General features: G+C 44.3%; 17 protein-coding genes. 2 read left to right on the plus strand and 15 right to left on the minus strand.

Going from position 1 to position 14809, the window contains the following annotated elements:
- Positions 1-49 precede the first annotated feature (49 nt).
- The 9 genes from BJR36_RS13415 to BJR36_RS13455 form a co-directional block, all read right to left on the minus strand.
- Positions 50-376 (minus strand): hypothetical protein, encoded by a 327-nt coding sequence (locus BJR36_RS13415; RefSeq protein WP_169823702.1) that lies wholly within the window; start codon positions 374-376, stop codon positions 50-52.
- A 67-nt stretch (positions 377-443) separates the two neighbouring features.
- On the minus strand, positions 444-971 hold the full coding sequence (locus tag BJR36_RS13420) for a transglutaminase-like domain-containing protein (RefSeq protein ID WP_091235241.1): 528 nt from the start codon (positions 969-971) through the stop codon (positions 444-446).
- Positions 971-1315, minus strand: coding sequence for a hypothetical protein (locus tag BJR36_RS13425; RefSeq protein ID WP_139133556.1), 345 nt, complete (start codon positions 1313-1315; stop codon positions 971-973). The genes BJR36_RS13420 and BJR36_RS13425 overlap by 1 nt, the downstream gene beginning before the upstream one ends.
- A 180-nt stretch (positions 1316-1495) precedes the next feature.
- Positions 1496-1702, minus strand: a complete 207-nt coding sequence (locus BJR36_RS13430) for a hypothetical protein (RefSeq protein ID WP_091235245.1) — start codon at positions 1700-1702, stop codon at positions 1496-1498.
- Positions 1703-2288: 586 nt separating this feature from the next.
- Entirely contained in the window at positions 2289-2594 is a 306-nt protein-coding gene (locus BJR36_RS13435) for a hypothetical protein (RefSeq protein ID WP_207648872.1), read from the minus strand.
- A gap of 103 nt (positions 2595-2697) precedes the next feature.
- The gene (locus BJR36_RS13440) at positions 2698-3102 is read right to left on the minus strand and encodes a hypothetical protein (RefSeq protein WP_139133557.1); all 405 of its coding nucleotides are present in this window, start codon (positions 3100-3102) and stop codon (positions 2698-2700) included.
- A gap of 204 nt (positions 3103-3306) precedes the next feature.
- Positions 3307-5217 carry an NAD(+) synthase gene (locus BJR36_RS13445; RefSeq protein ID WP_091235251.1) on the minus strand — a complete coding sequence of 637 codons (1911 nt, stop codon included), beginning with the start codon at positions 5215-5217 and terminating at the stop codon, positions 3307-3309.
- A gap of 81 nt (positions 5218-5298) precedes the next feature.
- A complete protein-coding gene (gene hslO, locus BJR36_RS13450; RefSeq protein ID WP_091235252.1) occupies positions 5299-6180 on the minus strand; it encodes an Hsp33 family molecular chaperone HslO in 882 nt (293 codons plus the stop codon).
- A 67-nt stretch (positions 6181-6247) separates the two neighbouring features.
- The gene (locus tag BJR36_RS13455) at positions 6248-6997 is read right to left on the minus strand and encodes a class I SAM-dependent DNA methyltransferase (RefSeq protein ID WP_091235255.1); all 750 of its coding nucleotides are present in this window, start codon (positions 6995-6997) and stop codon (positions 6248-6250) included.
- Positions 6998-7200: 203 nt separating this feature from the next.
- Here BJR36_RS13455 and BJR36_RS13465 point away from each other — a divergent pair, with 203 nt between their 5' ends.
- Positions 7201-8202: a hypothetical protein gene (locus tag BJR36_RS13465; protein ID WP_091235261.1), complete on the plus strand. Its 1002-nt coding sequence runs from the start codon at positions 7201-7203 to the stop codon at positions 8200-8202.
- 75 nt (positions 8203-8277) lie between these two features.
- On the opposite strand, the gene BJR36_RS13470 is transcribed toward BJR36_RS13465, so the two are convergent.
- From BJR36_RS13470 to BJR36_RS13490, 5 genes are all read right to left on the minus strand, one after another.
- Positions 8278-9084: a DUF368 domain-containing protein gene (locus tag BJR36_RS13470; protein ID WP_091235335.1), complete on the minus strand. Its 807-nt coding sequence runs from the start codon at positions 9082-9084 to the stop codon at positions 8278-8280.
- Between the two features lie 83 nt (positions 9085-9167).
- Positions 9168-10223, minus strand: a complete 1056-nt coding sequence (gene hisC, locus BJR36_RS13475; RefSeq protein WP_091235263.1) for a histidinol-phosphate transaminase — start codon at positions 10221-10223, stop codon at positions 9168-9170.
- Between the two features lie 4 nt (positions 10224-10227).
- Complete coding sequence (locus tag BJR36_RS13480) at positions 10228-11418, minus strand: pyridoxal phosphate-dependent aminotransferase (protein WP_091235266.1); 1191 nt, start codon at positions 11416-11418, stop codon at positions 10228-10230.
- Between the two features lie 69 nt (positions 11419-11487).
- Positions 11488-12393, minus strand: coding sequence for a DUF2156 domain-containing protein (locus BJR36_RS13485; RefSeq protein ID WP_091235269.1), 906 nt, complete (start codon positions 12391-12393; stop codon positions 11488-11490).
- Positions 12394-12450: 57 nt separating this feature from the next.
- Positions 12451-12873: a hypothetical protein gene (locus BJR36_RS13490; RefSeq protein WP_091235271.1), complete on the minus strand. Its 423-nt coding sequence runs from the start codon at positions 12871-12873 to the stop codon at positions 12451-12453.
- A gap of 233 nt (positions 12874-13106) precedes the next feature.
- Between BJR36_RS13490 and BJR36_RS13495 the strand changes: the two genes are divergently transcribed.
- Positions 13107-14471 (plus strand): MATE family efflux transporter, encoded by a 1365-nt coding sequence (locus BJR36_RS13495; protein ID WP_091235338.1) that lies wholly within the window; start codon positions 13107-13109, stop codon positions 14469-14471.
- Positions 14472-14565: 94 nt separating this feature from the next.
- On the opposite strand, the gene BJR36_RS13500 is transcribed toward BJR36_RS13495, so the two are convergent.
- Complete coding sequence (locus BJR36_RS13500) at positions 14566-14742, minus strand: DUF4250 domain-containing protein (protein ID WP_330387931.1); 177 nt, start codon at positions 14740-14742, stop codon at positions 14566-14568.
- Positions 14743-14809 lie beyond the last annotated feature (67 nt).

A 14809-nucleotide genomic window follows, 5' to 3' on the forward strand; every position in this document is an offset into this window, starting at 1 on the left:
CGTCTCCTCCTGAATAAGTTGATTTTTAATCTGGATGGACCCCGTCGGATCAAATATACATCACATACCCTATTACAAACATACATGCCAACACTATCCCTAAAAGAAGAGAAATTTTAACTATTTTAAATTTTTTCATTTCTGCAAAACTGCTTTTAGAACAAAAAAAGGACATTATCATAAATACCAATGACAAGACTGATGAAATCATCGCTAAAATCAATTTTATTACATCTATGAATTCTAATTGATTTGGATTTGGAAATTTATTTATCAGAAATGTAGCAACCACCATTATTACTGCTAAAATAAAACTGTTTTTTTTCATTCTTCTCTCTCCCACAATAGCTTTTTCAATTTTTCTATATTTCATCACACAATTGCAGACTTTACACAGGCACTATATTTTCAAAAAACCAAGTGTGTTAGCATTGATGCCTGTTTTAATAGTCATAATACGCAAGCGGTTCATATTTAACTCCCTCTCGAGAATAGAACTGTTCCTTGGTATAAAATGTATTTCGTGTCTTTAGAGATACATCCCTTGTTGGATCTATGTAAAAAATCATCTGATTTATTTTAACTGCTACCCATTGGTGCAGTCCAGCTGCGCCCTGGTTCATAGATAGCATTCCCTTAACCGAGTAAGCCTCAATACCAACTTCATTACATAAATCTACAAGCAGATCGGAAAGACCTCCACAAATTCCTTCTCTATTAAGGATGCACGCACTGGAAGTATTCTGTATATTGCCTATTGCCTGTGATGTCTCTAGTCCGCTGTCATTCTTTTCTAAAACTTTATAGTTATACTCCATATTTTGAATAATCCAGTCTTCGAATAATTCAACAGTTTCTTTTTCAGTCATGCCACGCTTCACCAGGCTTACTACTTTTTCTTTTTCTTTTGTAATCTGCTCATTTATCTGCTTATAATCATTATGTTTCAGATCCGACTCTAAAAATTTCATTAGGTGAAAATAAAATTCCAGTAATTATCTCTTTGTGATTCCCGTACCGCATCAGCTATACGTGATATATTGTATACACTGACAGGATTCTCCAAAGTAATTTCTACCTTATCCAAATCAGAATACAAACTAATGATCTGTTCAAATACAATCCGTTCATCCTCTGTTAATTGGTTATAATAAAAATCCTGAGTATTCTTCTGGAAACTCGTTAAACTTTCTTCATTTACTTTTGACTCATAACGGGTTGCATGATTTTTACTCGCTCTAACTTGCCATCCAATACTTGTTCCTATAACTACACACAATGCAATACATGCAACCCATCTTTTTCTATTTTTCATATTTTCCCCTTTCTTAAGCCCGAGTACTATAGACAGTATCATAAGTCAACCACATAACTGGTATTCCTTCTCAAATGGTTTTTTTAGTAGTTGTCATCCCGGGATCTCCCTTCCGTCGATTATACTGCTGCTTTAGGCAACTGCAAGCCTGTCTTTTCTGCTTTTACAAATAAACGATGCTTAATATAACCAACGAAATAATACATGTACAAAAAATGCAAACCAAAAAACAATTTTTTTCACTAATTTGTTTATATTTCTTTCTATCGTTTCATCTTTACCCCAATATTTCCCTGTAATCAAAGGAAATATAATGAATACTAATAAAGAGAGATAAAACACACCAATTAAAACTTTTCCATATAGAGCAAATACTAAATTCTCCATTCATATCATCCTTTCTTGATTTCGGGCAACAAAAAAAGTTGTGGGAGATTTCTCGACACAACTTAAAAATGCAAAATTATAGAACAAGCCAAAAACTCTTGTACAATCCCCTCTATAATCCCCGAATTTTCGTATCATGGCTCCCCATTTCCAGTTTTAACAAAAAATTCCTTTTTACAATATCACACGTCGACATATTTTGTCAACTTGTGCCATTATCAACACAATGTTTAATATTTTACATTTTCAAACACAATCAACCATTCTTCCGTTGGTTATACTGCTGCTTTCGGTAACTGTAAGATATGCCCAGCTTTTTTCAGATACCTCCCGGGTGCCAGAGCGCACCTAAAAGCTTCATAGCGTTTATGTGTACACCAAATGAATGTCTATGCGTATCCGGGGATATAAAACCAAACAGGGCCGCTGCTCAATGACTTAATTCCAGTCATTGAGCAGCGGCCCATCGGTAATTGTTACCTTTCAACTATTTCCACATCCATACTATATCTCTCATTTGCTAACAAGCAATTTCCTTTTTCACACAAAAGCAATCTATGATTACCACCTCTTATACCGGAATGCATTATTTCACAGGAATGTATCCATAGCATTTGTGGGAGTCCTCATCAATAACAACAACTATAAAATTATGAGTATTCATACTGTCCCCAATTATAGCTATTTTAAATTTTTCTAATTGCTCATCACTCGGAACATTATTCCTATTATCCCAAAACACATTGTCTTTTTGAGATAAATCAAAATCGTCAATTTGTATGGTGGCAGTATCAATATCATCCAGGCAGGTAACATTGCTTCTGGCTTTCATGTACTCAAAAGCATTATAAACCAGTTTTTCTTCTCCTGTTAATGTTGGCTTATCAGACAAACTTCTGATTGACAGTAACAAGAACATTAATATTAGTGAAACACACAAAATAATGATGTATTTCTTTTTGAGTAAATTATCGGTATTCTTTATCATCTCCGCATCATACCTTCAATTCAAGCAGCTCCTTCATCTCCATCGCCAGATTGTCGCCCTCTTTGTTGTAACGGAAAAGATGCCTCTTATCCTCTTTGTGCTTCTTTTGTATCGTAAGGTCGATATACTCCTTTTCTCCTTCGCTCCTTACTTCAAATGATCTTATTGCATCCCTGTCGAATTCCTCCGTATACAGTAATTCCGCCAGTCCTCCGTATGTACAATAATTGTATACATCGATATACAGCTTCTCATTTGTAAGGCTCAGTACAAAATTGTCATTCACCTGCCCTACCATTGCGTTGTTCAGAAACAGGTTTGCTGCAAGGTTTCCCGCTACAGTTGCATTTTTGATTTCTTTGTGGCATTTGATCATGCATAATGTGAATCCTCTTTGTTGACTACTTCCCATAAAAATTCCCCCTTGAATTCATGATTATAATCTTACCTGGATCATAAAACCTTTTGTTAAAAACATAATCTGTTAATCATTATGTTTAATGGTAATGATATCCTTTTGATATTTTTTTGTCAACAGTGAATCTGCTAATCTTTTTTCTCCCACGCAAAAGGGCTATACCGCATGCACGGCATAGCCCTTTTTCCATTCGAATCCCTATAGCCCCTCCAGGGCCTCGCTCCATATCCTTCCGCAAGCATCGCTCGGCATCCTCAGGTCTCCCCTCGGGGAAACCGCTACGGATCCGACCTTTGGCCCGTCCGGCAGGCAGGAACGTTTGAACTGCTGGGAGAAGAACCTTCTGTAGAAGACCTTCATCCATTTAAGGATCAAGTCCTCTTCATATACCCCATCGAATGCGATTTTCGCGATTCGGTATATCTTGTCCGGCTCAAAGCCGAAACGCAGGATGTAATACATGAAGAAATCATGAAGCTCATAAGGGCCCACGATATCCTCTGTCTTCTGGGCGATGTCGCCGTCCTTTGGCGGCAGAAGCTCAGGGCTTACAGGCGTGTCCAGAATGTCGATCAGCACTGATTTCAGCTTCTCGTCGGTGCTTGTGTCGGCAAAGTAGCCCACCAGATGCCTGACGAGAGTCTTCGGCACTGAAACATTCACGCCGTACATGGACATATGGTCTCCGTTGTAGGTCGCCCATCCCAGGGCAAGTTCGGACATATCGCCGGTTCCGACAACCATTCCGCCTGTCTGGTTTGCTATGTTCATCAGGATCTGCGTCCTTTCCCTTGCCTGGGAGTTCTCATAGGTCACGTCGTGGACAGAGCAGTCATGTCCGATATCCCTGAAATGGAGCATGACCGCTTCCCTTAGGTTGATTTCCCTGAGGGTAGCGCCCAGCTTCCGGGTCAGATCTACGGCATTCTGGTAGGTCCTGTCAGTCGTGCCGAAACACGGCATGGTCACTGCCGTTATCATTTCTCTTGGAAGCCCAAGCATATCGTATGTCCTTGCAATTACCAGAAGCGCAAGGGTCGAATCAAGTCCTCCGGAAATGCCGATTACCGCGCTCTTGCAGTTCGTATGTTCAAAACGCTTCTTCAATCCCATTGCCTGGATGGAAATGATTTCTTCACATCTTTTATCTCTGTCAAACTTTACGCCTGGCACGAAGGGCGCGGGATCGAATTTTCTCGTAAGCTTCGTCTCTTCCATCCGGAAGCTGAAATCTATGATTTCGTAGCCTTCCTTCCGGCTGACAGGGAAGGTCGTCATCCTTCGTCTCTCGCCCCTGAGCTTTTTGATGTCAAGGTCTGCATAGATGGTTTCATTTTGAAAACGCTTCGCCTCTGCGAGGGTGGAACCATTTTCCGAAATCACGTTGTGTCCGCCGAACACCAGATCCGTGGTGGATTCCCCCTCGCCAGCGCTTGCGTATATGTATCCGCAGATAAGCCTTGCGGACTGCCCGTTGATCAGGCCTTTCCTGTACACGTCCTTGCCCGTGGTCTCATCGCTTGCCGAAAGGTTGACCATTACCGTCGCTCCGGCCAGGGCATGGCCCACGCTTGGAGGCAGCGGCACCCAGAGGTCCTCGCAGATCTCAGCGCCGATGATCAGCCCCTCCATCTCCCTGCATCTGAACAGTATGTCGGTTCCAAACGGGACTTCCCTGCCGCCGATGTCGATCAGAAACGGGCGGCTGTTTCCCGGCGTGAAATGCCTTGCCTCGTAGAATTCCGCGTAGTTCGGAAGGTTCACCTTAGGCACGATGCCGAGTATTTCCCCGTTCTTCACTGCTGCCGCAACATTATACAGCTTTTCGTCCACTTCCATGGGAAGGCCTACGAAAGCAAGGATATCCATCCCCTCTGTAAAAGCCGCTATTTCCAGCAGCTCTTTTTTTGCCCTTTCCAGCATGATTTCCTGCCAGAAAAGGTCGCTGCAGGTATATCCGGTTATGCAGAGTTCAGGAAGCACCAGGATTTTTGTCCCGCAGCTTTCTGCCTCCCCGATCTTCCGGCATATGAGTTCCCTGTTATATTGACAGTCGGCCACTTTGATTTTTGGCGTCGCAGCACCGACTTTTACAAATCCGTGTTTCATTCCCTTGCTCTCCTTAACATCCTGTCAGGCTTATGCCCGGCTGGTTCTGTATGCTTTGGCCCTGTGTAATACCCGGCTGGCCTACTTGCTTCTTTTTTCTGCAATCTCCCTCAGATCATCGATGGAAAATGTATAGTTTTTATTACAGAAATGGCAATTGACCGTGATGTCCTCTCCGTCATTGATCATTTCCGTGATATCCTCTTTTCCTATGCTGATGATTGCCTTTTCCACGCGTTTTTTGGAACAGTCGCAGTGGAATTTTACAGGGTAGGTTTCAAGAATATCAACCCCGAATTCGCCCAGTACTTCTTCCAGCACCATTTCCGGCGTGAATCCCTGATCCAGAAGGGCCGTGATGGATGTGAAGCTGCCAAGCTTCGCTTCCAGCTTCGAGATGACTGCCTCATCTGCAAAGGGCATGAGCTGGATGATGAATCCTCCGGCCTGCTTAACTGTATTGTTCTTTTCCATCAGGACGCCGAGGGCTACTGATGAAGGCACCTGTTCGGAAGTCGCAAAATAATAGGTAAGGTCTTCTGCGATTTCGCTTGTCTGAAGTGCCGTCTGGCTTACGTAAGGTTCCTTCAGCCCCATGTCCCTGATGATGTTCATGAAGCCAACGCCCACAGCCGCTCCGACGTCCAGTTTTCCCTGGGCATTCGCAGGTATGATAACCTCCGGATTGTTGACGTAACCCTTTACATTTCCCTTTGAATCTGCCGTTACTGTGATTCCGCCGATCGGACCGCCGCTCTGGATCTGCAGGGTGAGGACGTCGTCGTCTCCCTTCATCATGCTTCCCATGATGCTTCCTGCTGTAAGCAGCCTTCCGAGGGCCGCTGTTGCAACCGGGCTTGTATTATGGACGCTCCTTGCATATTCAACAAGTTCTTTTGTTGATGCGGCGAACGCCCTGATCTGGCCGTTACCGGCAGTTGCTCTTACTATATAATCTGACATATTTTTTCTCCTTAATCGTGTTTATTTGTTTTTCCATTGCAACTATTCAAGACCAGGTCCTGAACCTTTACTTTCCTTTTTCCCTGGCAACTACGTATATCCTCTCGCTGTCAGGCCTTGGCGCATTCCTTGTAAATGCATCGTAGGCAGTTATGAATTCCATTCCCGCTTCTTCGATGAGCCGCCTGATTTCTTCAAGCTCATAGGCCCTCTGATAATGCATTTCCTCGTATTTCCTATATAGTTCGCCCTCCCTGATGAAAAGCGAAAGGTTATATTCATTGATGCATTCATCCTCGTAATAATAATTCTCCCAGATGAAGCTGCTCTCTTCCCTGTTTTCGGCGATTGTGGAATCCCCAAGAATTTTTGAGTATTTGTATACCGTATTCAGGTCAAAGATGAAGACGCCGCCTGGATCCAGATAATTATTGACCAGCCTGAATACCTCTTTCAGGTCATCGCTTTCAAGAATATAATTCATGGAGTCGCAGATGCTGATTACCGCCTTCACGGTTCCATAAAGTTCAAACTCCCTCATGTCCTGCAGCAGATACAGGATATCCTGCCCCGTCTCTTCCCTTTTTTCCATGGCGATTCCGAGCATATCCTCGGAATTGTCGATTCCTATCATATCATAGCCTTTGTCAGCGAGGATCTGCGTCAGGCTCCCTGTCCCACAGCCAAGATCCAGGACGAGGCCTTCTTCAACGCCGTATTCCTTAAGCAGGCCTGCCACATATTCCGCCCACTCTGTATAAGGTATATTGTCCATAAACATATCATATACTTTGGCAAAACTTGTATACGCTTCCATCTCAAAATTCCTCCTAAAGCCGTCTTATGCGGGCTTCCTTCTATGCTATACTAACAAGTTTCTCTCTGCTTTGCAAATTTTATTTTTCCCCCTGCGCTCTTCAATATACAGGTCCGTCAGCTTGATTATTTCAAAATAATCCCTTATACTGAATAAAGCATGGACTTTTATCCTCACAAATCCAAACAGTGGAGGTTCCTTCAATGAAAAAAAATATACTGGCAAAATCTATCCGCCGTTTTTATCTGATAAAGCTGTTCCCAGCAACATTGTTTCTCGTTTTTGTAATTCTGATCTGGCTGAACTATCCGTTCAAGGAAATCTTTTTTCCTGATACAGTCAACTCAATCAATGATATCAATGAGCACTACTATTCAAAGAAGGAGTTCATCCGCATCGATCCGCCCACCCTCTATTACACCGGCTATGACTACAAACGTCATGGGGATGTTGAAGGTTCCTACTACTACACGTTCATTGATGAAAAATGTGTATTCTTCCTCCTCTCCCCCGACACGAATAAGACGGAAAGCCCTGAGCTGACAGACCTTTCCATAAAGGGGCGGCTCATACGGGGCAGCTCCTCCTACAAGGAGCTTGTGGAGCATGTTGCCGAAGACCTTTCCTGGACGGTAAAAGGCCTGAAGAGTGTGACTTCTCCCATCGTAATCAGTGAAATCGATTATTTTATTCCTGAAAGCATACTGTTCCTGATTCTTCTCTCCGTATCCTCTGTCCCCGCCTTCTACTACTTTGTATCGCGGGCCATTTTTGTGATTGCGCCACAGTTTTCTCCATCATGCATGCACATGCGCCGCATGGGCAGACGATCTGCCCTGCTGAAGCAGGCTGATCATGAATTCCTCAGCGAAAGCGTCTTCTCAACGGATACGCTGTTCCTGACAAGCAACTATCTGATAGAAATTTCAGCCAGGGGCATCGCAGCGGTACCCCTTCGCAGCATTCTCTGGATCTACAAGCACAGCGTAATGACACGCTTTTTATGGTTTCCTCCAAAGCTAACCTATACGATCCGCATTGTTTCTCTATACGGAATTTCAGACCATGCAAAGCTTGAAAAGACTCATGCCGACGAAATCCTCTCAAAGATAGAGGCAGCCTGCCCGGATGTCATATCCGGCTTCTCCGAGGAAAAACGGAAGCTGATAAAAGAAAAACGCAAGGCACTGAAAAGGAAGCATTAAATGTATGCATCATTCCTGAACAGCCGCATAAGGTCCATGATTCACGGCATCCCGTGAATCATGGACCTTTTTATGTTATGCCAGTTCCTTCTTAGACAGCCAGCGTATGATCAGAAATCCGATTACGAGGGCAGCCACTGATGCAACAGCGGAATAGCCTTTGGGAATCCCCGGGAATACCGGCTTCAGGGAACCCAGGACGAATCCCAGGATCAGCATATAGGACTGTGCTGCATATTTTTGAAGCAGCATTTCGATTGCCTTTGTAGTCGCAAGTGTTCCCAGCCCGACCCCTATTGCCAGAGGCACCAGAAACGGTATATTCCTTGTGTTGATGGCGTTCAGCGTGACGCTGTACAGTCCCATCACATAGAGCATGAAGGATGCGCTGATGCCAGGGAGTACAAGTGCGACCGCTATGACGAGCCCCGCAACAAAAAGGAATAGCACACTCTTGAATCCCTCCATGGTTGCCAGCGTCGTCGTAGCTTCCGGTTCAGCAGAAAGCAGAAGCACGATCGCGAATCCGATAATCAGAAAAATCAGATTCCTGATATCCGACTTGCCCTCCGTGGACTTTTTATAAAGAACCGGAACACCGCCCAATATGACACCGATGAAGAAAAATCCCATTACAAATGGATACCTTCCTATAACATCCTCCAGCAGCCTGCTCAGCAGCAGAACGCCCAGGAGTCCGCCGATACCAAGCTGTGCCAGAAAAATCGTATGCTTTTTCCAGTCCTTAAAGAAGGATCCGACTGCATGGAGCAGATCGTCGTAAATGCCCAGGACTATGGCCATGGTTCCTCCGCTTACTCCCGGCACAAGGGTTGCAACGCCGATGGCAAGGCCTTTAAATATATTAACCAAGTATTTCATTGTGTCTCCTTTTGCAGAATGCATCCTTTATCCATGATATTCTGTATTTTCTCCTTCAGATGCACTCCAGTCTTATTTTTTATCTATTTCATATACTCTTTGAAGAATCCAATCAGCTGGTCCATTTCCTCATCCGTACCGATGGTAATCCTGAGATAGTTGTCGATTCTCGGAGCTGTGAAATATCTGACATAGATGTCCTTTTCCCGCAGGGCTTCAAAAAGTTCTTTTGCGGGGTATTTCTCATGTGTCGCGAATATGAAGTTCGCCATAGGTTCCGGAAACATGAATCCGAGAGCCGCCATTTCCTTTTTTGTTCTTTCCCTGGTTGCCATGATTTTTGCAAGGGTATCCCTGAAATATTCCTCATCCCTGATTGCCTCGATTCCGAACGCAATGGACGTCTGGTTCATCGTATAGGAATTGAAGGAATGCTTCGCATCATTGAGATATTTGATCAGCACAGGATTTCCCACTGCATATCCGATCCTCATTCCTGCCATGGAGCGGGATTTCGAATACGTCTGCACGACCATCAGGTTGTCATATCTATCGATCAGCTCGATTGCCGATCTGCCGCCGAAGTCTATGTACGCTTCATCAACAATGACGATGACGTCCCTGTTGTGCTCGAGTATATCTTCCACGAGTTCCAGATCTTCATATACGGATGTAGGCGCATTCGGGTTCGGAAAGATGATTCCGCCGTTCTCCCTGTAATAGTCTTCCTTAATGATGCGGAAGTTATCGTCCAGTGCCGGCCTTTCAAACGGAATGCCGAACAGGTTTGCCCACACGCTGTAGAATGAATAGGATATATCCGGGAAGAGGATCGGCTTGTCGGAATTGAAGAAAGTCAGAAACATCATGGCAATGACATCATCCGATCCGACTCCAACAAAGACCTGGTCCGCATCCACATTGTGGTGCTCTGCGATTGCCTTTGTAAGCTTTCCGACTGTCGGATCCGGATAGAGCTTCAGGCGTTCGTAGTCGAATTCTTCTACTGCCCTTTTTACGCCCGGTGCGGGCGGATAGGGATTTTCATTGGTATTCAGTTTTACCATTTTTACCTTGTCAGGCTGCTCCCCGGGTACATAAGGGACCACTTTTCTGATATTTTTTTCCCATGCCTTCATAATGCTACCTCTTTACGAATTCATCTGCAAGGGCTTTGAATCCCGGCAGAGAATTCTGAATCGTTTCGTAGGATACGCAGTAGGCGATACGCACGAATCCCGGACATGCAAAGGAACTTCCTGGAACGATCAGAATATTATGCTTTTTGGCTGCTTCACAGAATTCTTTCTCATTTTCCACAGGGGATTTGACAAACAGATAGAAGGCGCCTTCCGGCTTGATGCATGCGAAGCCGAATTCAGTCATGCTGTTATATAGGAGTTCCCTGTTTCTGTCATAATATGCAACGTCAACTTTCTCATCAAGGCATTTCGCAATGACTTTCTGGAAAAGCGAAGGAGCATTTACATATCCCAAAATACGGTTGGCAACATTTGCTCCGGCGAGTACCATTTCAGAATCCTTCACTTCATCAGGAATTACCAGGTATCCGATTCGCTCGCCAGGAAGGGAAAGGGATTTGCTGTAGGAATATCCGACGATCGTGTTGTCATAGTATTTTGTAAGATATGGGATCTCAACTCCGTCATATGCAAGCTCTCTGTAAGGTTCATCGGAAATCAGGTAGATGTCTGTTCCGAATTCCTGCTGCTTTCTGTTCATGATTTCTGCAAGCTTCTTGATCGTCTCTTCCGAATATACGACTCCAGTCGGGTTGTTAGGAGAATTCACGATAACCGCCTTGGTTTTCGCTGTGATCTTCTCTTCGAATTCTGCGAGGTTTGGCTGGAATGTCTTCGTGTCCGGCGAAACGACAACAAGGTTTCCGTCATAGTTTGCCACGTAGCTCCTGTATTCGCCGAAGTATGGAGCAAATGCAACGACTTCATCCCCTGGGTTCAGAAGGGTCTTGAAGATTACGTTTAGTCCACCCGCAGCACCCACAGTCATGATGATATTCCTTAATCCGAAGGCTGTTCCGAATTTTTTATTGATTGACTGGGCAATTGCTTCCCTGACGTCTTCGTATCCGGAATTGTTCATATATCCATGTACGGCTGTCTGGTTTTCTTCATTTATTATTTCAATGATCGCCTTATTTACGCCTTCAGGCGCTGCCACGTTCGGATTTCCAAGGCTGAAATCATATACATTTTCTGCGCCGTAAATACCTGCTAATCGTTTTCCCTCTTCAAACATTGCACGGATGGCTGAGCTGTTCTGCACATAGCCAATCATTTTTTCTGAAATCATATCCATTCTCCTCTATCTTCTATATTAGAATTTCTAAAACTGTTATGAACCACTGTCCCGCAAGGCAGATCATCCGCTTATCGGGTGCTTTACTTTCACTACGCCCTTCTGCACAAGAAAGACCGGCTGGTACGACAGCTTTGCCTTCCTCAGGCCTTCGGAACCCATATCCTCTTCCCTGTTCACATATTTGTAATTCATGCATGCATGCTGCAGGAACTGCTGATTGATCATAGGGTATGCGCCCTGTATCTTTGAAAACGCTTTTTCTATATGGATTACAAATGTATCGTCCGAAAGGGGTTCACCTATGGTGAATGCGATTACCTCTCCGTCCACGCGGATCAGGCCGCCCATAAAATCCAGCTCCTCAAAAAGCCTCAGGGCATTCAGTGTAACGCAAAGCTCCGCCGTCTTTCCCTCGTCATCATCGCACAGATTCTCTTTTCTCCACATCAGCGCCATCTGAAAGCAGTCCTCCAGATTATGTCTTGTTATGGCCTCGTAGCTCCAGTTGTTGTTTTCTATAAATCTATTTATGTGGTTTCTTTTTCCATGATACTTCTTGCCTGCAAGGGAAACCAGTTTTTCCAATTCATAAACGTAGTCTGCGCTGTCCCTCATATATTCGATTTCGTATTTGCCAGGATACAGACTGTCGAGTTCTGCAAACTGCTCTTCGCTGACACTATGAAAATGAAGCTTGCAGCCCAGTTCAGCGCAGTACTGTTCTAAAGTATCGATGACTGCTTTCACATCGCCTTTGCCTACCGGATATACAAAGGAAGGATTTTTTCCCCAGGATGATTTGAACACAAGCATATCATTTATGACTGCAAAGGTAACCCCGTAATGCCTTGACCACAGATAGATATTGCCAAAGGTCATCTCGCATCCCATCATCTTTTTCATATGCAGGTACTGTTCAATCAGCTGCTTATCTTCCAGTTCCGGTCTTCTAAATTCAATATCCATATCTCATTCAACCTCTCAACGCAGGCGGGCCTGCGGTTTTATAGATCGCTTCCTGTGTTAATTCTGCTCATCTCTGCTTTCGAACTCCGTGAACTCAGTCTTCAGCTTCCTTCTGTACCTGCTCAGCACAAAATAGCCAAGGGCCGCATAAAGTCCGGTATTGTTGGTCGTTTCCATGCCCATTGTAAGAACAAAATAACCAAGACAGGCAACGCTCAAAATATCAATACCAAGATATTTTAAATAAGCTGTCTTTTTCTCAGGCGTGATATTCTCAAACTGCTTTAACAGAAACGGCTCAACCACATCTGTCAGTATGATCATTGTGAACAGCGCGACTCCGACAAGTATCTGGAAAACCATGATATTTCTTGATCCTGAAGCAATCGTGTAGATCAGATATGCCGCAATGGGAACCAGCGTCAGAACTGTGGCGATCGTGGTATTCCTTCTTATTTTCTTAACTCTTTGTTCGTCCATTTCAATCTCCTTTGATTTTAATCATTTTAGCCTGTATTTTCCTATTATAACGTATGCATGCCGATACTTCAACTCAAAAACCACCTCCATCCTTGACTTTTCAGTTCCAGGGGGATACACTGAACTGTATGCATGACTTAAAAGACTCGTGATTTTAAGCGGCAAAAACACTTTGTAATTTTATTTAAAGGAGAAAAACATTGACATCAGCTGTTGAAAAAAAAGAAAACAAGATGGGTACCATGCCCATTAACAAACTGCTCTTAACCATGTCGCTGCCGATCATGATTTCCATGCTCGTTCAGGCAATGTACAACATCGTTGACAGTATATTCGTTGCCCAGATAGGTGAAAATGCCCTTGCTGCGCTTTCCCTTGCTTTTCCCATACAGAATCTTATGATTTCCGTCGGCGCCGGTACCTGTATCGGCATAAATGCCCTGCTCTCACGCAGCCTCGGTGAAAAGAATTTCGAGGATGCCAACAAGACTGCCCTTAACGGCGTATTGCTTGCATTTTTGAGCTATCTCGCTTTTGCACTCTTCGGACTGTTCTTTGCCAGATCCTTTTTTGCTGCCCAGACTTCCAATCCTGAAATCATAGAATATGGAACCCAGTACCTTTCGATCTGTACTGTATTTTCCCTTGGCGTATTCATGCAGATAACCTTCGAAAGAATCCTGCAGTCTACGGGGAATACCTTCTACAACATGATTACCCAGGGGCTCGGTGCCATCATCAACATCATCCTGGATCCGATTCTGATTTTCGGCCTTTTCGGCTTTCCAAAGATGGGGGTTCCAGGCTCTGCCATCGCGACCGTGATCGGACAGTTCGCAGCCATGTTCCTGTCAATCTATTTTAACCACAGCCGGAATCATGAAGTAGACCTTAGTTTCAAACATTTCAGGCCTGACCTGCGGATCATCAAAACTATTTATTCCGTTGGCGTACCTTCCATCATCATGATGTCGATTGGGTCCGTCATGACTTATTTCTTCAATAAAATACTGCTCCTGTTCTCATCTACGGCTGTCTCCGTTTTTGGCGTTTACTTTAAGCTTCAGAGTTTTGTGTTCATGCCGGTATTCGGGCTGAACAACGGCATGGTTCCCATCATCGCCTATAACTATGGTGCAAGGAACAAAAAACGCATTATGGACACCATGTGGCTCTCCATACTTATGTCGGTAAGCATCATGGCTGTCGGGGCCCTTTCCTTTCAGCTTTTTGCGCCGCAGTTCCTGGGATTCTTCAATGCTTCTGAGGAAATGCTGGCAATCGGCGTGCCTGCATTAAAGATCATCAGCATCAGCTTCCTGTTCGCTGGCTACTGCATCATCGTCGGCTCCGTATTCCAGGCCCTTGGCAACGGCATGCTGAGTCTGATCAACTCCATTGCAAGGCAGCTTGTGGTGATACTTCCGGCCGCATATATCTTTGCCGTGAACTTTGGGCTCTCCTACGTATGGTGGTCCTTCCCCATTGCTGAAATAGCATCCGTGACACTGAGCACCCTGTTCCTGAAGCATACCTTTGATAAGAAGATCAAGCCTCTGGACCAGCCGGATGTGGAGTTCGAAACTGTCAGCGAATAGATAGTATAAAACAAGCCGGAAAATCACTTTGGATTTCCGGCTTGTTTTTTTAATTCTTTTATGTCGGGCAGGGTCCTGAACAGTTACCCCGGATCTATACAAACCTGTTCTGGCCTTCATGATATTCATAGTCGATTGTTTCAAGTTTTGAAACGATATCATCTTTCTCCACACACATACATTTGCACATCTCATCCAGGTTCTGGTAGCTGTCTCTGAGCTGGGTATTTACATAGCTCAGAAGCATGACCGGTTCTTTCGGCATCATCATCTTTTCCCTCCGTCGATTTTGTAGTGATTTTTTGATTTCTGCTCTGTCACTTTTCTATACTTTTACT

This window comes from Anaerobium acetethylicum (assembly GCF_900096945.1).
GTDB classification, from domain to species: Bacteria; Bacillota; Clostridia; order Lachnospirales; family Lachnospiraceae; genus Anaerobium; species Anaerobium acetethylicum.